This window comes from Nonomuraea sp. NPDC048916, assembly GCF_040649575.1.
Lineage (GTDB): Bacteria > Actinomycetota > Actinomycetes > Streptosporangiales > Streptosporangiaceae > Nonomuraea.
Genome location: NZ_JBEZFS010000004.1, coordinates 143,648 through 164,659 on the forward strand (window position 1 = coordinate 143,648; position 21,012 = coordinate 164,659).

The following is a 21,012-nucleotide window of genomic DNA, read 5'->3' on the forward strand; positions in this document are numbered from 1 at the left end:
TCACGACCTGGGCTGCGGAAGAGCGACAGGTCCAGCATGGGACCGCCTCGCCGGTGGCCTCGACGCGAAACCAGCGCCGAGCCGCCGGCGCCGGGCGCCTACCGCTCGCCGTGCACGATGTCACGGTGGATGCGCGACAGGGGCACGCCGTCCGTCTGCAGCCGCCGGACCGTCTCGTTGACCATGGAGGACGGCCCGCACACGTACACCTCGTGCTCGGTCCAGGAGTGGAAGCGCCGCGTGACCTCCGGCAGGGTTCCGCGCATCCCCTCGTAGCCCGGCTCGTCCGACACCACGGGCACCACGCGCAGCCACGGGAAGGACGACTCCATCCGGATCAGGTCGGGCAGGTCGTACAGCTCCTCCGCCGTGCGCGCGCCGTACAGCAGGTGGATGTTGGGCCGGCGGCCCGACTTGATGACCTGCTCGATGATGGCCTTCAGCGGCGCCAGCCCGGTGCCGCCCGCCACGCAGAGCAGGTCGCGTGTGCCGCGTTCCGGCGGCGCCATCGTGCCCATCGGCGGCCCGGCCATGACGGTGTCGCCGATGCGGGTGTCGCGGATCAGCGTGGTCGAGACCCAGCCGCCCGGGATCGAGCGCACGTGCAGCCGGATCGTGTTGTCCACGCGTGGCGCGTTGGCGATGGAGAAGGTCCGCCACACGCGCGGCCAGCGCGCGGTCTGCACGTTGATGTACTGGCCCGCGGTGTAGGGCAGGCGCTGGGTGGGCCGCAGCGTGATGACCGCGATGTCGCGGGCCCGCCGTTCGTGGTCGACGACCTCGGCCAGCCACCACGCGGGCGACACCCCGGCGTCGGAGTCGGCCGCCTCGATCATCAGGTTGGCCGCAGAGCGGTAGGCGGCCACCCAGGCGGCCTCGATCTCGCTGGTCCAGATGTCGGCGGCGAACCTCCTGACCGTCGCCAGCAGGGCGTTGCCGACCGCGGTGTAGTGCTCGGCGACCACGCCGTACTTGCGATGGTCGCGCCCCAGTTGGCCGAGGAAGCAGGCGAGGCTGTCGGGGCTGTCGAGGCTCCACACGATGCGGGTCAGGGCGCCGAAGAGCCGGTCGCGCTGGACGTCCATGGCCGGCGGGAACATGCTCCGCAGCGGCGGGCTCTCGGCGAACAGCCGGCCGTAGAAGTAGGCGGCGGCCTTGTCCGCCACCGGCTCGATGACGGAGAAACTCTCCTTTACCAGGCGCGGATTCAACGACATGTGCCTAATCAACCCCACCCTATTGACCGGAATCATATTCCGGTCGCGTTGTTCCACCTCCCTGACGGCTCCGGGTGTCGAGCGTCCGGCGGGCCCCGGCTCATCCGAGCGCTCGAAATCGAGTCTTACACCACTACCTGGGCGTCACAACCGTTTCACCCCAATAGGGGGTAAGCAGAGCTATGTGTAACGGTAGCGTTATTTTCGGTGACGGATGTTCCGCTCATTTCGGATGCGATAAGTGAATGTTTGTCGTATTCGTATTTACGGCCATTTATCCAGGAAAATGACTATGGCCGGTATATGTACGGAGTCGTAGTGGTCAGCGGTGTGAACCCGAGGCGGCGCAGGATCGGGCGGCTCTGGTCGGCGGCGTCCACCTGGAGGTAGCCGTAGCCGCGCTCGGCGGCGACGCGGACCCGGTAGGCGACGAGGGCCTGATAGATCCCGCGCCCCCGCCAGGCCGCCACGGTGCCCCCACCCCACAGGCCGGCGAACTCGGTGCCGGGGGTCAGGTCGATCCGAGCCCCGCTCACCGGCCGGTCACCGGCCAGCGCGACCACCGCGACCATCGTGTCCGGCTCCCGCGTCAGCCGGTCGAGCAGTTGCCGCCCCAGCTCGGGCCGGGCCTCGCCGAACGCCTGGTCGTGCGCCTCCATCAGCAGCTCCACCCCGGCCGCGTCGGTGACCGGCACCAGGCGGACGCCGTCCGGCGGCCGGACGTCCGCGGACAGGCCGGAGACCGGGGCGACCATCAGCGTCTCGGCCGGGTCGGGCACGAACCCGGCCGCCCGCAGCCGCCGCCCGAGGTCGGCCGGCCGGTCGTGCCCGTAGAGCTTCCACTCGAACTCGAGGCCCAGCGCGCTGAAGTGGCGCACCTGGGCGGCGATCGCCGTGTCCGCGCCGGCCTCGTCGAGATCGGACCAGACGACCGTGTTCGACTCGCCGGTCTGCCGCACCACGCCGTCCACGCGCTCGACGCGGACGCCGGGGCCGTCGGGCCGCGCCTCCCGCCGCATCTGCCGGTCGAACAGGGCCAGCACCACATCAAGATCCATCCGGCCATCCCAGCACCAGGATGGGATCCGGGCAACCCGTTAACGGGCCGCGCCCGCCCGCCGCTTGGTCCACACGTCGAAGGCGACCGCGGCGAGCAGCACGATGCCCTTGACCAGCATGACCCGCTCGCTGGGGGAGCCGATCAGCGACATGCCGTTGTTGATCACGCCCATGATGAGGCCGCCGGTGATCGCCCCGACCACCTTGCCGACACCGCCCTGGACCGCCGCCCCGCCGATGAAGGCGGCCGCGATCGCGTCCAGCTCGAAGGAGTTGCCCGCGGTCGGCCCGGCCTGGTTGAGCCGCCCGGCGAAGATGATCCCCGCCAGGGAGGCCAGCACCCCCATGTTGACGAAGATCCAGAACACCATCGACTTGACCTTGATGCCGGACAGCACCGCCGCCTGCAGGTTGCCGCCGACCGCGTAGATCCGCCGGCCGAACACCGACCGGCCGGCCAGCACCGAGTAGCCCAGCACCAGGACGGCCAGCAGCACCAGGACCCACGGCAGGTTCCTGAACCGGGCCAGCTGCACCACCACGGCCAGGATGAGCGCGGCCGCCGCGACCAGCTTCACCGCGAACACGGCCATCGACTCGACCTCCTGCCCGTAGCCCGCGCGGGCGGCGCGCGTCCGCCACCGGGACGCCGCCATCCCGGCCACGGCCAGCAGCCCCACCAGCAGGCTGAACAGGTCGGCGCCGCCCAGCGGGCCGAGCCCGACGTTGCCCAGGTAGCCGTCGGTGAAGCCGTTGGACAGCGTGCGCACCGCCTCCGGGAACGGGCCGATGCCCTGGTTGCCCAGCACGGTCAGGGTCAGCGCGCGGAACAGCAGCATGCCCGCCAGCGTGACGATGAACGACGGGATGCCGAAGTAGGCCACCCAGAACCCCTGCCAGGCCCCGATGAGACCGCCCACGACCATGGTGATCGGCAGCGCGACCGGCCAGGGGATCCCGTAGCTCACCATGAGCACGGCCGACACCGCGCCGGTGACCGCCACCACCGAGCCCACCGACAGGTCGATGTGCCCGGCGATGATGATCAGGATCATGCCGATGGCGAGGATGAGGATGTAGGAGTTCTGGACGATGATGTTCGAGATGTTCTGCGGCTGCAGCAGGGCGCCGTCCGTCAGCAGCGAGAACAACGCGATGATCAGGGCGAAGGCGATGTAGATGCCGCTCTGCCGGATGTTGACCGGCAGCCGGCGGGGCCGCCGCCCGCCCCGCCCGTCGTCCGGGGCTCCCACCGAGAGGTCGGCGGGCGTGGTGCTGCTGCTCATCCGGGTCTACTCCTGTCCCATGGTCATGTGGTACATCAGGCGTTCCTGGGTCGCCTCCCCACGCGGCAGCTCACCGGTGACGCGGCCCTGCGAGAGCGTGTAGATCCGGTCGCACAGGCCGAGCAGCTCCGGCAGCTCCGAGGAGATGACCAGCACCGCCTTGCCCTCGTCGGCCAGCCGGTTGATGATCGTGTAGATCTCGTACTTCGCGCCGACGTCGATGCCCCGGGTGGGCTCGTCCAGGATGAGCACGTCGGGGTCGGTGTAGATCCACTTCGACAGCACGACCTTCTGCTGGTTGCCGCCGCTGAGCTTGCTCACCAGGCTCTGCACGCCCGGCGCCTTGATGTTCATGTCGCGCCGGAACCCCTCGGCGACCCGGTACTCCTCGTTCTCGTTCACCCAGCCGCGCCGGCTCAGCCGTGACAGGCCGGCCGCCGAGATGTTGCGCTTGATGTCCTCGACGAGGTTGAGCCCGAAGCGCTTGCGGTCCTCGGTGGCGTAGGCGATGCCGAGGCGGATGGCGTCCCGCACGTCGCGGATCTCCACCGGCCGGCCGTCCTTGTAAATCCGCCCGGAGATGCCGACCCCGTACGTGCGCCCGAAGACGCTCATGGCCAGCTCGGTCCGCCCGGCGCCCATCAGCCCCGCCAGCCCGACGATCTCGCCTCTGCGCAGCGTCAGGCTCGCCCCCGAGACGATCCGCCGGCCGGGCTGGGCGGGGCTGTGCACCGTCCAGTCCTCGATGCGCAGCACCTCCTCGCCGATGCGGGGCTCGTGCGGCGGGAAGCGGTGGTCCAGGTCGCGGCCCACCATGCCGGAGATGATCCGGTCCTCCGACACCTCGCCGCCCGCCATCAGCAGGGTCTCGATCGTCCGGCCGTCCCGCAGGATCGTGATGGAGTCGGCGATCGCGATGATCTCGTTGAGCTTGTGAGAGATGATCACGCACGTGATGCCCTGGTCGCGCAGGTCGCGCAGCAGGTCGAGCAGGTGCGCCGAGTCCTGGTCGTTGAGCGCCGCGGTCGGCTCGTCGAGGATGAGCAGCCGCACCTCCTTCGACAGGGCCTTGGCGATCTCCACGAGCTGCTGCTTGCCCACGCCGAGGTCCGACACCTGGGTCACCGGGCTCTCCGGCAGGCCGACGCGCTCCAGCAGCCGGGCGGCCTCGTGGTTGGTCCGGTTCCAGTCGATGAGCCCGCGGGTGGCCTGCTCGTTGCCGAGGAAGATGTTCTCGGCGATGGACAGCTGCGGGCACAGCGCCAGCTCCTGGTGGATGATGACGATCCCCGCGTCCTCGCTGTCCCTGATCCCGCCGAAGCGCCCCGGCCGGCCGTCGAAGTGGATCTCCCCGTCGTACGTGCCGTGCGGATACACCCCCGACAGCACCTTGACCAGGGTCGACTTGCCGGCGCCGTTCTCCCCGCAGATGGCGTGGATCTCGCCGCGCCGCACCGAGAGGCTGACCTTCTGGAGCGCGTGCACTCCGGGGAACTCCTTGGTGATCTCCCGCATGTGCAGGATGTCGTCGCTCATCGGCCGTCGCCGCTCAGCCGAGCTGCGCGGCGGTGTAGTAGCCGGTCGCGACGAGCGCCTCCTGGTAGTTGCCCTTGTCCACGATCATCGGCTCCAGCAGGTGCGACGGGACCACCTTGGTGCCGTTGTCGTAGTCCGTGGTGTTGTTGACCTGCGGCTCGCCGCCCTTGAGCACGGTGTCGGCCATGGTGACGGTGACCTTCGCGAGCTCGCGGGTGTCCTTGAAGATGGTGGAGTACTGCTCGTCGCCGATGATCGACTTGACCGACGCCAGCTCCGCGTCCTGCCCGGTCACGACCGGGTACGGCTGGCCGGCGGTGCCGTAGCCGTTGCTCTTGAGCGCCGACAGGATGCCGATGGACAGCCCGTCGTACGGCGACAGCACGCCGTCGACCTTGCTGTCACCGGTGTAGGTCTTGGTCAGGATGTCCTCCATCCGCTTCTGCGCCGTGGCCGGGTCCCAGCGCAGGATCGCGACGGTCTTGAAGTCGGTCTGGCCGCTCCTGACGGTCAGCGTCTTCTTGTCGATGTACGGCTGGAGCACCGACATGGCGCCCTTGAAGAAGAAGGTGGCGTTGTTGTCGTCGGGCGACCCGGCGAACAGCTCGATGTCGAACGGCCCCTTGGCGCCGCCCTCGGACCCGTCGGCGTTCAGCAGCTTCAGGCCGATGAGCAGCGAGGTCGCCTGCTGGACGCCGACCTTGAAGTTGTCGAAGGTCGTGTAGTAGTCGACGTTCGGGCTGTTGCGGATGAGCCGGTCGTAGGCGATGACCGGGATCTTGTTGTCGGCCGCCTGCTGGAGCTGGGTGGTCAGCGCGGTGCCGTCGATCGAGGCGACGATCAGCAGCTTGGCGCCCTTGGTGATCTGGTTCTCGATCTGGTTGACCTGCGTGGGGATGTCGTTCTCGGCGTACTGCAGGTCGACCTGGTAGCCGAGCTTCTCCAGCCCGGCCTTGACGTTCTCCCCGTCGTGGATCCAGCGCTCGGAGGAGCGCGTCGGCATCGTCACGCCCACCAGCGCGCCGCTGGTGTCGCCGGAGCCGGCCTGCTTGTCGATCGTCTTCTCGCTCGACCCGCACGCCGTGACGGTGGCGGCGAGTGCGAGTGCCGAGACGACCGTCGCGATCCGTCCGAACCTCATGCTGTGTCTCCTTGCGAAGTAGCGGGCACGCGGAGGCCGGCGGGACCTCCTGCCACGACCTGTTGTTAGCGCTCACATCGACAGGCGTTCCATGGGGTGGATGATCCGCGAACCGAGCGCGCCGGGGCGCGCGGGGCGGACTTCCAGCCTTGGGCCCCGAGTGTTATCGCTAACAATTTGCCTGTCAACGGCGTGAGGTAACGTCTCGGGAACAAGGAGCCGCGAGGCTGACGGCGCGGCTTGACGAAATGTCATGAGTGATCAGATTTACGCCTTGGACGGCAGTGACGGGACGGGGATCTCCGAGAGAGGTGACATAACCGAAATGGAGTGCGCCATGATGGGCAGTGGCCGTCGCCCCGCAGATGGCGGCACGCCTTCTGCACGCCCCCTGGAGATCGCATGTCCCGACCGCTGATCGGCATCACCGCCTACTTCGAGGCCGCCCGCTGGGGTGACTGGGTGCGCGAGGCGGTGATTTCGCCACCCGCCTACGCCAAGGCGGTCGAGCGGGCCGGCGGCGCCCCCGTGGTGTTGCCGGCGCTCAACCTGCACGCGATCGGCGACTACGTGCGCGGGCTGCGGGGAGTGGTGCTGGCCGGGGGCGTCGAGGTGGGCGCCGCCGCCTACGGCGACGAGCAGGACGAGCGGGTGGCCGAGGCACAGGCCCACCGCGACCGGTTCGAGCTGGCCCTGGCCCGGGCCGCCGTGCAGGCCGACATCCCCATCCTGGCCATCGCCCGCGGCATGCACGTGCTCAACGTCGCGCAGGGCGGCACCCTCATCCCGTGGCTGCCCGCGATGCTCGACCACGACCGGCACGGCGAGCCGGGCGCCACCCACGTGATCCAGGTGAGCATCTCCAGCAAGCTCGGCAAGGCCGTGGGCGACCGGGTCGAGGTGGTGGCGCCGCACGTGCAGTCGGTGCGCCGGCTCGGCACCGGGCTGCTCGCCGTGGCCTGGGCCGACGACCAGATCGTCGAGGCCGTCGAGCTGCAGGGGCACCGGTTCGGCGTGGGCGTGCAGTGGCATCCCGAGCGGGGCGAGGATGCCGGGTTGTTCGATGCGTTCGTGGAGGCGGCCCGCTAGGCTGCGATCATGCCGCTGCACCCCCAGGCGCAGGAGTACGTCGCGCTCTACCCGTCCGACCTCGGCGCCGACCTGGCCACGCTGGACCTGGCGACGATCCGGGAGCTCCGGGCGCACGACGGCCTGGCCGCCCACCGCGGGCCGCTCACGCACCTGCCCTTCGTCCGCGACGAGGAGGCCGAGGGGGTGCCGATCCGGATCTACCGGGCCGACCGGGGCGACGGCGCGCTGCCCGTGGTGGTCTACTTCCACGGCGGCGGCTGGGTGTTCGGCAGCGTCAAGCGCAACGACGCCCTCGGCCGCGACCTGGCGATCCGCACCGGCGCGGTGGTGGTGTCGGTCGACTACCGGCTGGCCCCCGAGCACGCGTTCCCGGCCGCCGCCGACGACGCGTGGACCGTGGTGCGCGACCTGTTCGCCCGCCCCGCCTTCTACCAGAGCAACGGCGCGGTCGCGGTGCTCGGCGACAGCGCCGGGGGCAACCTCGCGGCCGTGGCCGCCTGGCAGGCCCGCGACGCCGGGCTCACGCTGGCCCACCAGGTGCTCGTCTACCCGGCGCTCGACCTGGCGATGGACACTCCCAGCTACCGCGAGTTCGCCACCGGCTTCGGCCTCGACGCCGAGGAGATGGCCTGGTTCGCCCATCAATACTCCCGCGACGCCGACCCCGGCGACCCGCGCCTGTCGCCGCATCGGCTGCCGTCCCTCGGCGGGCTGGCGCCCGCGACCGTGGTGACCGCCGAGTGCGACGTGCTGCGCGACGACGGCGAGCGCTACGGCGAGCGGCTGGCCGCGGCCGGGGTGCCCGCCGAGGTGCGCAGGTTCGAGGGCGCCGTGCACGGCTTCTTCGGCCTGCCCGGCCTGTTCGACCAGGCCATCGAGGCCCGCGCCTACGTGGCGGGCCGGCTGTGCGAGGCTCTTGCGAAGGCGGCTCCGTGACGTACGAGAAGCTCAAGACCGACATGCCCGAGACCGGCGTGCTGCGCGTCACGATCAGCGAGCCGCGCAGGCTCAACGCCGTCGACATGACGGGCCATCGCGAGCTGGCCGAGATCTGGCGCGACGTCGACCGCGACGACTCCGTCAGGGCCGTCGTCGTCAGGGGAGAGGGCGAGGCGTTCTCCGCTGGCGGCGACCTTTCGATGATCGAGGAGATGACCCGCGACCACGCCACCAGGCTGCGCGTGTTCGGCGAGGCCCGCGACATCGTCTACAACGTCCTCAACTGCTCCAAGCCGATCGTCTCCGCCATCCAGGGGCCGGCGGTCGGGGCCGGGCTGGCGATCGCGCTGCTGGCCGACATCTCCGTCGCCGGCCGCACCGCCCGCATCATCGACGGCCACACCAGGCTCGGCGTGGCCGCCGGCGACCATGCCGCGATCGTCTGGCCGCTGCTGTGCGGGCTCGCCAAGGCCAAATACCACCTGCTGCTCTGCGAGCCCGTCACCGGCGAGCAGGCCGAGCGGATGGGCCTGGTCAGCCTCTGCGTCGACGACGACCGGGTGCACGAGACGGCCATGGAGATCGCCGTCAAGCTGGCCTCGGGAGCCCAGGAGGCGATCAGGCTGACCAAGTACGCGCTCAACAACTGGCTGCGGATGGCCGGGCCCTCCTTCGACGCCTCGCTGGCGATGGAGTTTCTCGGCTTCACCGGCCCTGACGTGGCCGAAGGTGTGCGGGCGCTGAGGGAGAAACGACCGCCCTCGTTCTCGTGACGAGGTGATTGGGCCGCGACCCTGGGTAGGCGCAGTCTGCATGACAGTCAAGGCCGGCGCGGCCCTGCCACCGCACCGGCCCGGCGAGGGAATGCCTGTCGGCCGAGGTCCAGAAGGCAGGCCCCGGCCGGCGGAACGGGGGGCGCGCCGGGGGACGGCTCGCCCGCCGGCGTGCACGAGACGGCGAGGGGAGACTTGGCGAGGGGAGATTTCGCGGGGGGAGACTTCGCGAGGGGAGACTTCGCGAGGGGAGACGGCAAAGGGAGACAAGGGGAAGGGAACGGCGCCATGACCGCGGACGTCGACGCCGTTCCGCGAAGGCACGAGGGCCTTGGGCAGGCAGGCCCGCAGGTCAGAAGCTGCGGGGCAGCCCCAGCACCTGGGTCGCGAGGTAGTTAAGAAGCAGCTCCTCGGTCACAGGTGCGACCTTCCCGATGCGGGCGTCGGTGAGAAGCCTGGCCACCGGATACTCCAGCGAGTACGCCATCCCGCCGTGCGTCTGGAAGGCCGCGTCGGCCGCCTCCCAGGCCGCCTGCGACGCCGTCAGCTTGGCGATGTTGGCCTCCATGGCGCAGGGAAGGTGCCGGTCGAAGCTCCAGGCCGCCTTGTAGAGCATCAGGCGGGCCAGCTCGATCTTGGCCTTGACCTGCGCCAGCGGGAAGGCGACGGCCTGGTTGGCGCCGATCGGCCGGCCGAACACCTCGCGCTCCTTGGCGTACTCGACCGCGACCCGCAGGGCCACCTCGGCCCCGCCGAGCGCCGAGGCGGCCAGCAGGATCCGCTCCGGGTTGAGGATGTCCCAGAGCACGGCGGCGCCCTGGTCGACCTGGCCCACCACGCTGGAGGCGGGCACCCGCAGGTCGTCGACGAAGACCATGTTCGACGGCGTGGTGTTGGCGCCGAGCTTCGGGATCGGCTGGTAGGTCAGCCGTCCGGCGGCGACCGCGTCCGGCACGTTCACCAGGAACACCGTGAGCCCGTTGGTGCGCGGCTTGGCCTCCGCGGCCGGGATCGTCCGGGTGACCAGCAGCATCCAGGTGGCCCGCTGCACGCCGGTGATCCAGATCTTCTGCCCCTTGATCACGTAGTCGTCGCCGTCGCGCCTGGCCGAGGTGCTGATGGCCAGCGAATTGGAGCCGGCGTCGGGCTCGGTCAGCGCGAAGCAGGTCTCCACCTCTCCCGTGGCGAGCTTGGGCAGCAGCTCGGCCCGCTGCTCGGCCGAGCCGTGCCGGGCCAGGGTGAGCGCGCCGAACCCCGGCGTGAGCACGTAGGTGAACGCCGAGCCGCCCGCCGCGCCCGACGCCGACAGGGTCTCGGTGGCCACCGCGAGCTCCAGCAGACCCTGGCCGCCTCCGCCGTACTCCTCGGGCACGGCGAGACCCAGCCAGCCGCCCTTGGCCAGCTCCGCCCAGACCTCCTCGGGCCAGCGCTTGTCGGCCTCACACCGCTGCCAGTAGCCGAGGTCGTATCGGGAGCAGATGTCGCCGACCCCGCGTCGCACGGCCAGGGCGCTCTCGGTAAGGGTGAAGTCCATCACGCCATGGTAGAACCATGTTCTGTTCAGGGTCGAGGTCTGCGCGCGTGCAAGACGAACGCCGGAGGGGCGTTGCGCCACACGGTGCGGCCCGGCACGACCTCCTCGAACCGCTCGGCCAGCAGCGCGCGGAAGCGGCGGGCCGAGGCCAGCGGGATCGCGTGGATGTAGGAGAAGGTGGTGAACGCCCCGTCGGGGCTCATCGCCGAGCCGACCGCGTCCAGCAGGTCGTGCTGCAGCTTTTCGGGGAAGGCCGCCCAGGGCAGCCCGCTGATCACCACGCCGGCCCGGGGCAGCCCGCGCCGGGCGAGCAGCCGCGACAGCTCGGCCGCGTCGCCGTGGACCACGTCCACCTCGGGGAAGCGGCTCGCGAGCCGGCCGGCCATCGCCTCGTTGAGCTCCACGGCCAGATGGTGGCCGCGGCCGTCGAGCTTACGCTGGATCTCCGCGGTGAACGGGCCGGTGCCGGGGCCCAGCTCGACCACGATCGGCTCGCCCCGCTCGGGGACCGGGGCGCAGACCGAGACGGCCAGCCTCCGCGAGCTGGGGGCGATGGCGCCCACCAGGCCAGGGGCGCGGAGGAACTGGCCGAAGAGCAGTGCGGTGTCGTTGGACATGATCCGAAAGTAGAGGGGAGATCGCAGAGGGCCACTCCGCCGAGGGGACGTGCTTTCGGCCACTAGGAGGAGGCCGGGTCCTCCGGCCGGAGGATCGGGAAATCCTATCGCCCGGGATAGCGTGTGCACCATGCGTTGGCGTGGTGTGCCGCTCGACATCCTGCTGGCGGTCTCGGGAATCGTGCTCGACCTGCTGCTGTCGGGCAAGGCGGGCGGCGAGCACCAGCCGGCCCTCATGACGGTCGCGATGGCCGTCCTGGCCGGGGCCTCCATGGGGTTCGTCAGGCGGTGGCCGTTCGCGGTGAGCCTCTACCTCGCGGCCTTCCTGATCTTCGCCCACCAGGTCGGCTCCTTCACCTCCAACACCGCCCAGGTGCTGCTCTGCGTCGCCGTCGGATCCGTCGCCCGCCGGTGCGCCTGGCGCTTCGTCGGCCTGTCGCTGGCCGCCGCGATCATCGCGACCGCGACCCACCTGACCGGCCCGGGCATCGCGTTCACCACGCACGGCTGGCTGTTCAGCGCGCTCCTGCCCCTCCTGCCCGTCGTCATCGGCGGCTACCTGCGCGGGCCCGCCGGACGGCTGGAGAACGGCGACGTCACGCCCGACGTGCTGCTGGGCGGCGGCGGGGTGGCCATCGCGGTGCTCAGCACGTGGACCGACTGGCACAGCGGCGCGCTGCCGGTGTGGCTGACCGGGACGCTCGCCGTGTTCGCCGGGCTCTCCCTCGGCGTGACCAGGAGGATGCCCGGACTGGTCTTCGTCTTCCAGGGCGTGCTGCTGATCGCCGCCGACCGCTACCTCGGCGAGGTGGTCAACACCTGCCTGGTCCTGACGCTGATCGCGCTCGGCGTGTTCGCCTTCCGGGTGGCGTCGTGGACCTGGACCGTCGCCGCCTACCTCGCGGGCTGCCTGCTGGCCGCGACGGCGGTCGTGGTCGACGCCGGCGCCGACGTCACGCCGTTCCGGGCGGCCGTGCTGATGGCGCTGGTGGTCACGCCCATCGCGATCGGCCGCTACCTCGGCGTCCGGCAGGCCGTGGCCGCCGCCGAACGGCTGCGCGCCGGCGAGTCGGCCCGCCTGGCCGTCGCGCAGGTGCGCGCCGACCAGCTGGCCGAGCGCGAGCGCATCGCCCGCGAGGTGCACGACATCGTCGCCCACCACGTGGGCGCGATGGTGCTGCGGGCCGGCGCCGCCCGCTACGCCGCGCCGGAGGGGCCGGTCGCCGACGCCCTGGGCGACATCCGCGACACGGGCCACCAGGTGCTGGAGGACCTGCGCGGCCTGCTCGACGTGCTGCGCGACCCCGAACGCCGGCCGGGGCTGCTGGCCGACCCCGCCGACGTGGTGCGCGAGTCGGCCGAGCGGATGACCGCCGCCGGCCTGCTGGTGGACCTGAGCCTCGACCCCGCCACCGACCAGGCGCCGCTCGTGGCCCGCGCCTCCGCCGCCCGCATCGTCCAGGAAGGCCTCACCAACGTGCTCAAACACGCCGGACCCGGCACCGAGGTCCGGGTCACCCTCGAAGCCGTGGACCAGGGCCTGGCGATCGAGATCCGCAACGGCCGCCCGCCCACCGCCCTCGAACGCCTGCCCTCCTCGGGCCGGGGGCTCGCGGGCATGCGCGAGCGGGTCCGCGCGCTCGGCGGCACGCTCACCGCCGGGCCCGACGAGGAGGGCGGCTGGCGGCTGGCCGCCAGCCTGCCCGCCAGCCTGCCCGCCGCCGCCCGGAGCGCCAGGTGATCCGGGTGCTGGTCGCCGACGACCAGGCGCTGGTCCGCGCGGGCGTGCGGATGCTGCTGCAGGCCGCCGGCGACATGGAGGTCGTCGGCGAGGCCGAGGACGGCGCCGAGGCCGTGCGCCTGGCCGGACGGCACCTGCCCGACGTGATCCTGATGGACCTGCGCATGCCCAGGGTCGACGGCCTCGAGGCGATCAGGCGCCTCCTCGCCGTCCGGCCCGGCAGCAAAATCGTCGTGCTCACCACGTTCTCCGAGGACGCCGACGTCCACGCCGCGCTGCGCGCCGGCGCGGTCGGCTTCCTGGTCAAGGACGACGAGCCCGAACGCATGGTCGACGCCGTGCGCCGGGCCTCGGCGGGGGAGCAGCTGCTCGGCCCCTCGGTGCTGCGCCGCGTCGTGGAGGGCTTCCTGGCCGCCGGGGAGCGGGCCGCCGCGCCCGTGCCCGCCGGGCTGACCGAACGCGAGCTGGAGGTGCTCGCCCTGGTCGGCACCGGCCTGTCCAACGCCGAGATCGCCGAGGAGCTGCACGTCGGCGTCACCACGGTCAAGACCCACATCGGCGCCGCGATGGACAAGCTGGGCCTGCGCAACCGCATCCAGGCGGCCGTCGTCGCCCACCGCAGCGGCCTGGTGGACGAAGCGTTCCGTCCCGTACGTCATCCGCGGGGCGGATCGCCGAATAATCCGGCAGGCTGACGACCGGCCGCGCCCCCGGCCGCGACCATGTGGTCCTCACCGTTCCGGGAAAGGACCACACCCATGCACGAGACCACCGCTCCGGCCGCGCCCGACATGGCGCGAGAGGCCCGGCAGGTGCCCGCCGGACTCCTGTACGGCCTGCGCATCGCGGTCGTCGCGCATGCGGCGGCCATCCTCGTGGCCGCCTCACTGGCCGGCCAGTCGGTGGCGTCCGGCGAGGCGCTGACCGAGGCCCACGTCATGGCCGGGATGGTCGTGCACCTCGTCGGGCTGGCCCAGATCGTCTTCGCCGTGCTCGTCTGGCGGCCGGGACACGGCGCGGGCTGGCCCGCGCTGGCCAGCGTCGTGCTCTTCCTGGCCGGGATGGCCCAGCACGTCACCTGGTCCTGGCTGGGCGCCCACCTGCCCAATGGCGTCGTCATGTTCGGGCTCATCACCGCGTTGCTGATCTGGGCCTGGTCGCCGGGAGCCACCAGGCGCAAGTAATCTCGGCGGTGTGTATGTGAAGATCTGCGGCCTTCGCGAGCCCGAGCACGTGACGGCCGCCGTCGAGGCGGGCGCCGACGCCGTCGGCTTCGTGCTGACCGGGAGCCCCCGCCGGGTGACGCCCGAGCGGGCGGCCGAGCTGGCCCGGCTGGTGCCCCCCCACGTGCTGACCGTGGGGGTCTTCCGCGGGGAGGACCCCGCCACGGTGCGGGCGGCCACCCTGGCGGCCGGGGTGCGCGCGGTCCAGCTGCACGGGGCCCATCCGCACGACGACTTCACCGCGCTGAAGGACCTCGGCCTCACCCTGGTCAGGGCCGTCGACGCCGGGGCCGACCTGCGCTGTGGCGCCTACGACGAGCACCTGCTCATCGTCGACGCGCCCCGGCCCGGCTCTGGGGAGCCGTGGGACTGGGCCGCCGTGCGTGGCCGCCCCTCGGGCCGCTGGATGCTCGCGGGCGGGCTCGGCCCGTCCAACGTGGCCGAGGCCGTCGCCGCCGCCGCGCCCTGGGGGGTCGACGTGTCGAGCGGGGTCGAGGTGGCGTCCGGGGTCAAGGACGCGGCACTGATCGCGAAGTTCGTCCGGGCGGCGCGCGGCGCGGGCTGAGCGGGAGCGCACGGGCTGACCGGGCGTTCGGCGCGGTTCGGCATGAGCGGGCGTGCGGCCCGCGGTGGCGAGATCGGCCGCGGGGGCGTTCGCGTGCGCCCCGAGGCGCGGGGCGGTGAGGTGGCCGCGATGGGCCACTGGGCGGCCCGCTGTGGCCGCAGGTGACGCAGTAGGGTCTGCTGCGTGAGCGAAACTTCCGCCGAGGACCGCATCTGGACGATTCCTAACCTGTTGAGCTTCCTGCGCCTTCTCGGCGTGCCTGTGTTCCTCTGGCTGGTTCTGGGGCCGAAGGCGGACGGCTGGGCCATCGCGGTCCTCGCCGTCGCCGGGTTCACCGACTGGCTCGACGGCGTCATCGCTCGCGCGTTCAACCAGACCAGCAGGCTCGGCCGGCTCATCGACCCGGCCGCCGACAAGCTGTACGTCTTCGCGACGATCCTCGCGCTGCTGCTGCGCGACGTCATCCCGTGGTGGCTGGTGGCCGTCATCCTGGGCCGCGAGCTCTTCGTCGCCTGTTTCATTCCCGTACTACGCAAGCACGGCTATAAGGCACTTCAAGTGCATTTTCTGGGCAAAGCCGCCATGTTCAGTCTCATGTACGCCTTCCCCTTGCTGTTTCTTGCCTCGCACGTTGGTTGGTATGCCGATATAGCGCGAATTGTCGGATGGGCGTTCGCGCTCTGGGGAACAGGTCTGTACTGGTGGGCAGGGTTGCTGTATGTGATACAGGTGCGTCGGCTCGTAACTGCGACCTCTAAGGAGTGATCGGGTGAAGGCGGTCGTCATGGCGGGCGGGGAGGGGACTCGGCTGCGTCCGATGACCGCCAACCAGCCCAAACCCCTGCTTCCCGTAGTCAACCGCCCGATCATGGAACACGTGCTGCGCCTGCTCAAGCGCCACGCGGTCACCGAGACCGTCGTCACGGTCCAGTTCCTGGCCGCCCTCGTGCGCAACTACTTCGGCGACGGCGACGAGCTCGGCATGAGCCTGCAGTACGCCACGGAGGAGCTGCCCCTCGGCACGGCCGGGAGCGTCAAGAACGCCGCCGACCGGCTACGCGACGATCGTTTCCTGGTCATCTCCGGCGACGCTCTCACCGACATCGATTTGTCGGATATGGTCCGGTTTCATCGTGAAAATTCGGCTCTTGTCACGATTGGCCTGAAACGAGTTCCGAACCCGCTCGAATTCGGGATCATCATCGTCGACGAGTCCGGCCGGGTGCAGCGCTTCCTGGAGAAGCCCACCTGGGGCCAGGTCTTCTCCGACACCGTCAACACCGGCGTCTACGTCATGGAGCCCGAGGTCCTCGACCGGGTCGCGGCCGGCCAGCCCGTCGACTGGTCGGCGGACGTCTTCCCCGAGCTGCTCGAGAGCGGCGCCCCCATCTACGGCTACATCGCCGACGGCTACTGGGAGGACGTCGGCAGCCACGACAGCTACCTCAAGGCCCACGCCGACGCCCTGTCCGGCCGGGTCAGGCTGGACATCGGCGGCTTCGAGCTCTCACCGGGCGTCTGGGTGGCCGAGTCCGCCTCGATCGACACCGACGCGGTGCTCAAGGGCCCGCTGCTCATCGGCGACTACGCCAAGGTCGAGGCGGGCGCCGAGCTGCGCGAATACACCGTGCTGGGCAACAACGCGGTCGTCCGCGAGGGGGCGTTCCTGCACCGGGCGGTGGTGCACGACAACGTCTACCTCGGCCCCGGCACCCACCTGCGCGGGTGCGTCATCGGCAAGAACACCGACGTGATGACCGGCGCCCGCATCGAGGAGAACGCGGTCATCGGCGACGAGTGCGTCATCGAGCCCGAGGTGTACGTCTCCAGCGGCGTCAAGATCTACCCGTTCAAGACCATCGAGGCGGGCGCGGTCGTCAACACCAGCGTCATCTGGGAGTCTCGCGGCCAGCGCAGCCTGTTCGGCGCCAAGGGGGTCAGCGGCCTGGTCAACGTCGAGATCACCCCCGAGCTGTGCGTGCGGCTGGCCAGCGCCTACGCGACCACCCTGAAGAAGGGCGAGCACGTCGTCACCGCCCGCGACTCCTCGCTGGCGGCCAGGGCGCTCAAGCGGGCCGTGATCAGCGCGCTCACCGCCAGCGCCATCAACGTGCTCGACCTGCAGGCCGCGCCGCTGCCCGTGGCCCGCTTCCACACCTCCCGTGAGTCGGCCGCCGGTGGCATCGCGCTGCGCACCAGCGCCGGCGACCCGCAGAGCGTGGACATCGTGATCATGGACGACCGGGGCGCCGACCTGCCCGCCGCCGCCCAGCGCAAGCTGGAGCGGGTCTTCTCCCGGCAGGAGTTCCGCCGGGCCTTCCCCGGCGAGATCGCCGAGCTCGCCTATCCGGCCAGGGTCGTCGAGGACTACGCGCACGAGCTGCTGCGCCGCGTGGACATGACCGGCATCCGCGACATGAAGGTGGTCGTCGACTGCGCGGGCGGCACCTCCTCGCTCGTCCTGCCCACCTTGCTCGGCCGCGTCGGCGTCGAGGTGCTCACGGTCAACGCCCGGCTCGACGACGCCTCGCCCACCGAGACGCTCGCCGAGCGCCGCCGCGACCTGCAACGCCTGTCTGAGCTGGTCAGCTCCTCGCGGGCGGCGTTCGGGGTCCGCTTCGACCCGGTCGGCGAGCGGATCGCGCTGGTCGACGAGATGGGCCAGCTGATCGGCGAGGAACGGGCCCTGCTCGTGGTGCTCGACCTGATCGCCGCCGAGCGCAGAGGCGGCCGGGTGGCGCTGCCCGTGACCACCACCAGGGTCGCCGAGCAGGTCTGCCGCTTCCACGGCGTGCAGGTGCAGTGGACCTCGACCGCGCTCGACGCGCTCACCTCCGCGGCGGCCGGCGACGACATGATCTTCGCCGCCGACGGCCGGGGCGGCTTCGTCGTGCCGGAGTTCACCCCGGCCATCGACGGGCTGGCCGCGTTCATGCGGCTGCTCGGCCTGGTCGCCCGCACCCGGCTCTCGCTCAGCCAGATCGACGCCCGCATCCCCGAGGCCAAACTGCTCAAACGGACCGTGCCGACGCGCTGGGCGGCCAAGGGCGCCGTGATGCGCTCGGTCATCGAGGCGGCCGAGGCCGACTCCGACGGGCACCGGATCGACACCACCGACGGGGTGCGGGTGGTGGGCGACGACGGCAGCTGGGTGCTGATCCTGCCCGCCGCCACCGAGCCCGTCACCGACCTGTGGGCCGAGGCCCAGGACGTCGACACCGCCCAGTCTCTGCTGGAGCGGTGGGCCCGGATAGTCGAGGACGCGGCGTCCTAGAGTAATATCACCGTCTGTGATCTTGACCGGACGCTCGCGCCGGGGCCTGCATGATCGTATTGTGGAAACGCGCGGCGGCATGGACCTCCGGGCTCGGGCGGCGGTAGCTTTGTCACCGTCCGACCTGTCGTCCAGCGCCCCGCCTTGACCTTTGCCGTTCAGCAGCGTAAGTTGCGGCATTCGCAAACTTGAAGAGCGAAGCGAGGCGCGCCCCGAGCACCGTCGCCGCGTCTTCGCGGTAGGAGGCCGAGCCGATCGATGCCGAGCGTCTACTGCACGCAGTGCGGGCACGCCAACCCCGAGGATGCCCGTTTCTGTTCCCGTTGTGGGTCACCGCTGACCAGACCCGAGGTCGCCGGGGACACCACGTCGACGATCTCCGTCGCGGGAATCGAGGCGTACGAGGCTGAGACCGGTGACATGCTCCTGGCCGAACGGGCGCTGGTGGAGCAGTTGCCGCCCGGCACGGCGCTGCTCTCCGTGACCAGGGGCCCCAACCAGGGCAGCCGGTTCCGGCTGGACAAAGACCTGACGACCACGGGGCGCCACCCCGAGAGCGACATCTTCCTCGACGACATCACGGTCTCGCGGCGCCATGTCGAGTTCTACCGGCACCGCGGGGGCCAGTTCTCCGTGCGCGACGTGGGCAGCCTCAACGGCACCTACGTCAACAGGGAGCGCATCGAGGAGGTGCCGCTGCACTCCGGCGACGAGGTGCAGATCGGCAAGTTCCGCCTTGTCTTCCTGATGCGGACCGCCGCGGGCGCATGAGCTCGCAGGCGGCACGCTCGCACATGAGCATCGGGGAGGTGCTCGCGCTCCTGCAGGGCGAGTTCCCCGACGTGACGATCTCCAAGATCCGCTTTTTGGAGGGTGAGGGCCTCATCGAGCCCGAACGCAGTCCGTCGGGCTACCGCAAGTTCACCCATCTGCACGTGCAGCAGTTGCGCTACATCCTCACCGAGCAGCGCGACCACTACCTCCCGCTGCGGGTGATCAAGGACAAGATGGCCGAGGAGCTCGGCCGCCCCCGCGCCGTGCAGGAAAACCGGGAAGTGCTGCTCAGCCGCGCGGAGCTGCTGGAGGCGGCGGGGCTCGACGAGGAGACCCTCGCCGAGCTCGAGGACTACGGGCTGCTCGCCGCCCGGGCCAGGCGCTACGACCAGGACGCGCTCGACGTGGCGCGCAGCGTAGGCGCACTGGCCCGTTTCGGGCTGCACGCCCGCCACCTGCGCGCGGTCAAGGCGGCGGCCGAGCGTGAGAGCGGCCTGGTGGAGCAGGCGGTCGCGCCGATACTGAAACGGCGCGCGCCGGGGGCCATCGGCGAGGCCGACGAGGTCGCCAGGGAGCTGACCTCCCTGCTGCTCGACCTGCACGCCGCCCTTGTGCGCGCGGGCGTGCGCGGCGTTCTGGGGCGATGAGGCGGACCAGCGGGACATTCGAGGCCCGCCGGGTGTTACGTTGAAATGCAGAAGCGGACCAGAAAATGAGCCGTGCCGGGTCACCGGCCGGTCGATACGGAGCAGCCCGTGTTGCAGATGGAGGTCGTGGGCGTTCGGGTAGAAATGCCCACAAATCAGCCGATCGTCTTGCTCAAGGAGGCACACGGGGAGCGGTTCCTTCCTATATGGATCGGCATGACCGAAGCAACGGCCATCGCGCTGGCCCAAGCGGAGGAGCCACCTCCCCGGCCGCTCACGCACGACCTTTTCCGAGACGTGCTGAGCGCGCTGGGCGTCGGCCTGCGTGCCGTCAACATCGTCGCCTTGCGCGACGGCATCTTTTTCGCCGATCTGGTCTTCTCCAACGGCGTGGAGGTGAGCGCGCGGCCGTCCGACTCGATCGCGCTCGCCCTGCGCACCGGAGCGCGCATCTTCGCCAGCGAAGAGGTCGTCCAGGAGGCAGGGGTGATCATCCCCGACGACCAGGAGGACGAGGTGGAGAAGTTCAGGGAGTTTCTTGACACGATCACTCCCGAGGACTTCGGCAGGGCGGGGTAGGTATTTCAGTGCATTTACGCTTCACGACGCGCCGAGCCGGATCGTTGACTGAGCATGGTCACGGTCCTACGGTGCAAGTGAAACCCGTGGTCGCCCTTTACGAACCCCCAGATCAGACCATGGGATGAGAGAAAGCCGGAGGTCCGCGTGGCGGTCAGCAGCGGCGAGGGAAAGACGGCCGGCCAGGAAGATCCGGTGCGGCGTGAGAGTGCGCGGCAGCGTGCCGGAGAGCAGGGGCTGCTCTTCGACGAGCAGCCGGCGACGCTGCCGATGGACATCGGCTACCGTGGCCCGACCGCCTGCTCGGCGGCCGGCATCACCTACAGGCAGCTCGACTACTGGGCGCGCACCGGCCTGGTCGAACCCACGATAAGAGCCGCTCAGGGCTCGGGCTCGCAGCGCCTCTACAGCTTCCGCGACATCCTGGTGCTCAAGGTCGTCAAGCGACTGCTCGACACCGGGGTCTCCCTCCAGCAGATCCGCACGGCCGTCCAGCACTTGCGTGACCGCGGAGTGGCCGACCTCGCGCAGATCACGCTGATGAGCGACGGCGTCAGCGTCTACGAGTGCACCTCGGCCGACGAGGTGATCGACCTGCTCCAGGGCGGTCAGGGCGTGTTCGGCATCGCGCTCGGCCGGGTCTGGCGCGAGGTCGAGGGCTCGCTCGCGGAGCTGCCGGGGGAACGCGCGGCGGTCGCGGACACCGTCCCGGCCGACCATCCCGCTGACGAGCTGGCCCAGCGGCGACGGGCTCGCCGCACAGGGTAGTAATCTAGGACAAGCTGGCAACCCCGTGCGGGAGAGTCCCCGGCCAGACCGGGGCGCCGAAGGAGCAACCTCCCCGGAATCTCTCAGGCACCCGTACCGCTCGGGCGAGGCAACTCTGGAAAGCAGGCGCGTCCGCCAGGCGCGTCTCACCGACGGTGCAAGCCCCACGGGGTGAAGCTCTCAGGTCGACATGACAGAGGGGGAGATCCGGCACTCGTCCGCGCTCTGGCGCCGGTCTCCACAGCCT

The 21,012-nt window shown here is 70.8% G+C and carries 20 protein-coding genes and 1 riboswitch; of the genes, 13 read left to right on the forward strand and 7 right to left on the reverse strand.

Annotated features, from left to right (window positions below; genetic code table 11):
* Positions 1–98: 98 nt before the first annotated feature.
* The 5 genes from AB0C16_RS05220 to chvE form a co-directional block, all read right to left on the reverse strand.
* Complete coding sequence (locus AB0C16_RS05220; RefSeq protein WP_357679064.1) at positions 99–1,217, reverse strand: globin domain-containing protein; 1,119 nt, start codon at positions 1,215–1,217, stop codon at positions 99–101.
* A 290-nt stretch (positions 1,218–1,507) separates the two neighbouring features.
* On the reverse strand, positions 1,508–2,275 hold the full coding sequence (locus AB0C16_RS05225) for a GNAT family N-acetyltransferase (protein ID WP_357679066.1): 768 nt from the start codon (positions 2,273–2,275) through the stop codon (positions 1,508–1,510).
* 39 nt (positions 2,276–2,314) lie between these two features.
* The gene (mmsB, locus tag AB0C16_RS05230; protein WP_357679068.1) at positions 2,315–3,562 is read right to left on the reverse strand and encodes a multiple monosaccharide ABC transporter permease; all 1,248 of its coding nucleotides are present in this window, start codon (positions 3,560–3,562) and stop codon (positions 2,315–2,317) included.
* 6 nt (positions 3,563–3,568) lie between these two features.
* Positions 3,569–5,098: a multiple monosaccharide ABC transporter ATP-binding protein gene (mmsA, locus tag AB0C16_RS05235; protein WP_357679070.1), complete on the reverse strand. Its 1,530-nt coding sequence runs from the start codon at positions 5,096–5,098 to the stop codon at positions 3,569–3,571.
* A 13-nt stretch (positions 5,099–5,111) separates the two neighbouring features.
* Positions 5,112–6,239, reverse strand: a complete 1,128-nt coding sequence (gene chvE, locus AB0C16_RS05240; RefSeq protein WP_357679072.1) for a multiple monosaccharide ABC transporter substrate-binding protein — start codon at positions 6,237–6,239, stop codon at positions 5,112–5,114.
* A 402-nt stretch (positions 6,240–6,641) separates the two neighbouring features.
* Here chvE and AB0C16_RS05245 point away from each other — a divergent pair, with 402 nt between their 5' ends.
* From AB0C16_RS05245 to AB0C16_RS05255, 3 genes are read left to right on the forward strand one after another with little or no spacing between them, the layout of a single operon-like run.
* Positions 6,642–7,328 (forward strand): gamma-glutamyl-gamma-aminobutyrate hydrolase family protein, encoded by a 687-nt coding sequence (locus tag AB0C16_RS05245; protein WP_357679074.1) that lies wholly within the window; start codon positions 6,642–6,644, stop codon positions 7,326–7,328.
* Positions 7,329–7,337: 9 nt separating this feature from the next.
* Positions 7,338–8,267, forward strand: coding sequence for an alpha/beta hydrolase (locus tag AB0C16_RS05250; RefSeq protein ID WP_357679076.1), 930 nt, complete (start codon positions 7,338–7,340; stop codon positions 8,265–8,267).
* On the forward strand, positions 8,264–9,043 hold the full coding sequence (locus AB0C16_RS05255; protein WP_357679078.1) for an enoyl-CoA hydratase/isomerase family protein: 780 nt from the start codon (positions 8,264–8,266) through the stop codon (positions 9,041–9,043). The genes AB0C16_RS05250 and AB0C16_RS05255 overlap by 4 nt, the downstream gene beginning before the upstream one ends.
* A gap of 352 nt (positions 9,044–9,395) precedes the next feature.
* Here AB0C16_RS05255 and AB0C16_RS05260 read toward each other — a convergent pair whose 3' ends face one another.
* Positions 9,396–10,577 carry an acyl-CoA dehydrogenase family protein gene (locus AB0C16_RS05260; protein WP_357679080.1) on the reverse strand — a complete coding sequence of 394 codons (1,182 nt, stop codon included), beginning with the start codon at positions 10,575–10,577 and terminating at the stop codon, positions 9,396–9,398.
* Between the two features lie 26 nt (positions 10,578–10,603).
* The gene (locus AB0C16_RS05265; protein WP_357679082.1) at positions 10,604–11,194 is read right to left on the reverse strand and encodes an SAM-dependent methyltransferase; all 591 of its coding nucleotides are present in this window, start codon (positions 11,192–11,194) and stop codon (positions 10,604–10,606) included.
* A 130-nt stretch (positions 11,195–11,324) separates the two neighbouring features.
* On the opposite strand from AB0C16_RS05265, the gene AB0C16_RS05270 reads away from it, so the two are divergent.
* The 10 genes from AB0C16_RS05270 (at position 11,325) to AB0C16_RS05315 (ending at position 20,765) form a co-directional block, all read left to right on the forward strand.
* The gene (locus tag AB0C16_RS05270; RefSeq protein WP_357679084.1) at positions 11,325–12,935 is read left to right on the forward strand and encodes a histidine kinase; all 1,611 of its coding nucleotides are present in this window, start codon (positions 11,325–11,327) and stop codon (positions 12,933–12,935) included.
* Complete coding sequence (locus tag AB0C16_RS05275) at positions 12,932–13,630, forward strand: response regulator transcription factor (protein ID WP_357679086.1); 699 nt, start codon at positions 12,932–12,934, stop codon at positions 13,628–13,630. The genes AB0C16_RS05270 and AB0C16_RS05275 overlap by 4 nt, the downstream gene beginning before the upstream one ends.
* A 63-nt stretch (positions 13,631–13,693) precedes the next feature.
* The gene (locus tag AB0C16_RS05280; RefSeq protein WP_357679087.1) at positions 13,694–14,119 is read left to right on the forward strand and encodes a hypothetical protein; all 426 of its coding nucleotides are present in this window, start codon (positions 13,694–13,696) and stop codon (positions 14,117–14,119) included.
* 10 nt (positions 14,120–14,129) lie between these two features.
* Complete coding sequence (locus tag AB0C16_RS05285; RefSeq protein WP_357679089.1) at positions 14,130–14,723, forward strand: phosphoribosylanthranilate isomerase; 594 nt, start codon at positions 14,130–14,132, stop codon at positions 14,721–14,723.
* A gap of 183 nt (positions 14,724–14,906) precedes the next feature.
* Complete coding sequence (locus AB0C16_RS05290) at positions 14,907–15,488, forward strand: CDP-alcohol phosphatidyltransferase family protein (RefSeq protein WP_357679091.1); 582 nt, start codon at positions 14,907–14,909, stop codon at positions 15,486–15,488.
* 4 nt (positions 15,489–15,492) lie between these two features.
* Positions 15,493–17,997: a mannose-1-phosphate guanyltransferase gene (locus AB0C16_RS05295; protein WP_357679093.1), complete on the forward strand. Its 2,505-nt coding sequence runs from the start codon at positions 15,493–15,495 to the stop codon at positions 17,995–17,997.
* Between the two features lie 258 nt (positions 17,998–18,255).
* Positions 18,256–18,768, forward strand: a complete 513-nt coding sequence (locus tag AB0C16_RS05300) for an FHA domain-containing protein (protein ID WP_357679095.1) — start codon at positions 18,256–18,258, stop codon at positions 18,766–18,768.
* A gap of 23 nt (positions 18,769–18,791) precedes the next feature.
* On the forward strand, positions 18,792–19,418 hold the full coding sequence (locus AB0C16_RS05305; RefSeq protein ID WP_357679097.1) for a MerR family transcriptional regulator: 627 nt from the start codon (positions 18,792–18,794) through the stop codon (positions 19,416–19,418).
* A 108-nt stretch (positions 19,419–19,526) separates the two neighbouring features.
* Positions 19,527–19,997 carry a bifunctional nuclease family protein gene (locus tag AB0C16_RS05310; RefSeq protein ID WP_090771501.1) on the forward strand — a complete coding sequence of 157 codons (471 nt, stop codon included), beginning with the start codon at positions 19,527–19,529 and terminating at the stop codon, positions 19,995–19,997.
* Between the two features lie 147 nt (positions 19,998–20,144).
* The gene (locus tag AB0C16_RS05315; RefSeq protein ID WP_357679099.1) at positions 20,145–20,765 is read left to right on the forward strand and encodes a MerR family transcriptional regulator; all 621 of its coding nucleotides are present in this window, start codon (positions 20,145–20,147) and stop codon (positions 20,763–20,765) included.
* Positions 20,766–20,783: 18 nt separating this feature from the next.
* A riboswitch (glycine riboswitch) is annotated at positions 20,784–20,874 on the forward strand.
* Positions 20,875–21,012 lie beyond the last annotated feature (138 nt).

Excerpts from the sequence above, each read along its gene's own strand:
- AB0C16_RS05220 (WP_357679064.1), bottom strand. The coding sequence starts at position 1,217 with ATGTCGTTGAATCCGCGCCTGGTAAAGGAGAGTTTCTCCGTCATCGAG.
- AB0C16_RS05225 (WP_357679066.1), bottom strand. The coding sequence starts at position 2,275 with ATGGATCTTGATGTGGTGCTGGCCCTGTTCGACCGGCAGATGCGGCGG.
- mmsB (WP_357679068.1), bottom strand. The coding sequence starts at position 3,562 with ATGAGCAGCAGCACCACGCCCGCCGACCTCTCGGTGGGAGCCCCGGAC.
- mmsA (WP_357679070.1), bottom strand. The coding sequence starts at position 5,098 with ATGAGCGACGACATCCTGCACATGCGGGAGATCACCAAGGAGTTCCCC.
- chvE (WP_357679072.1), bottom strand. The coding sequence starts at position 6,239 with ATGAGGTTCGGACGGATCGCGACGGTCGTCTCGGCACTCGCACTCGCC.
- AB0C16_RS05245 (WP_357679074.1), top strand. The coding sequence starts at position 6,642 with ATGTCCCGACCGCTGATCGGCATCACCGCCTACTTCGAGGCCGCCCGC.
- AB0C16_RS05250 (WP_357679076.1), top strand. The coding sequence starts at position 7,338 with ATGCCGCTGCACCCCCAGGCGCAGGAGTACGTCGCGCTCTACCCGTCC.
- AB0C16_RS05260 (WP_357679080.1), bottom strand. The coding sequence starts at position 10,577 with ATGGACTTCACCCTTACCGAGAGCGCCCTGGCCGTGCGACGCGGGGTC.
- AB0C16_RS05265 (WP_357679082.1), bottom strand. The coding sequence starts at position 11,194 with ATGTCCAACGACACCGCACTGCTCTTCGGCCAGTTCCTCCGCGCCCCT.
- AB0C16_RS05270 (WP_357679084.1), top strand. The coding sequence starts at position 11,325 with ATGCGTTGGCGTGGTGTGCCGCTCGACATCCTGCTGGCGGTCTCGGGA.
- AB0C16_RS05280 (WP_357679087.1), top strand. The coding sequence starts at position 13,694 with ATGCACGAGACCACCGCTCCGGCCGCGCCCGACATGGCGCGAGAGGCC.
- AB0C16_RS05300 (WP_357679095.1), top strand. The coding sequence starts at position 18,256 with ATGCCGAGCGTCTACTGCACGCAGTGCGGGCACGCCAACCCCGAGGAT.
- AB0C16_RS05305 (WP_357679097.1), top strand. The coding sequence starts at position 18,792 with ATGAGCATCGGGGAGGTGCTCGCGCTCCTGCAGGGCGAGTTCCCCGAC.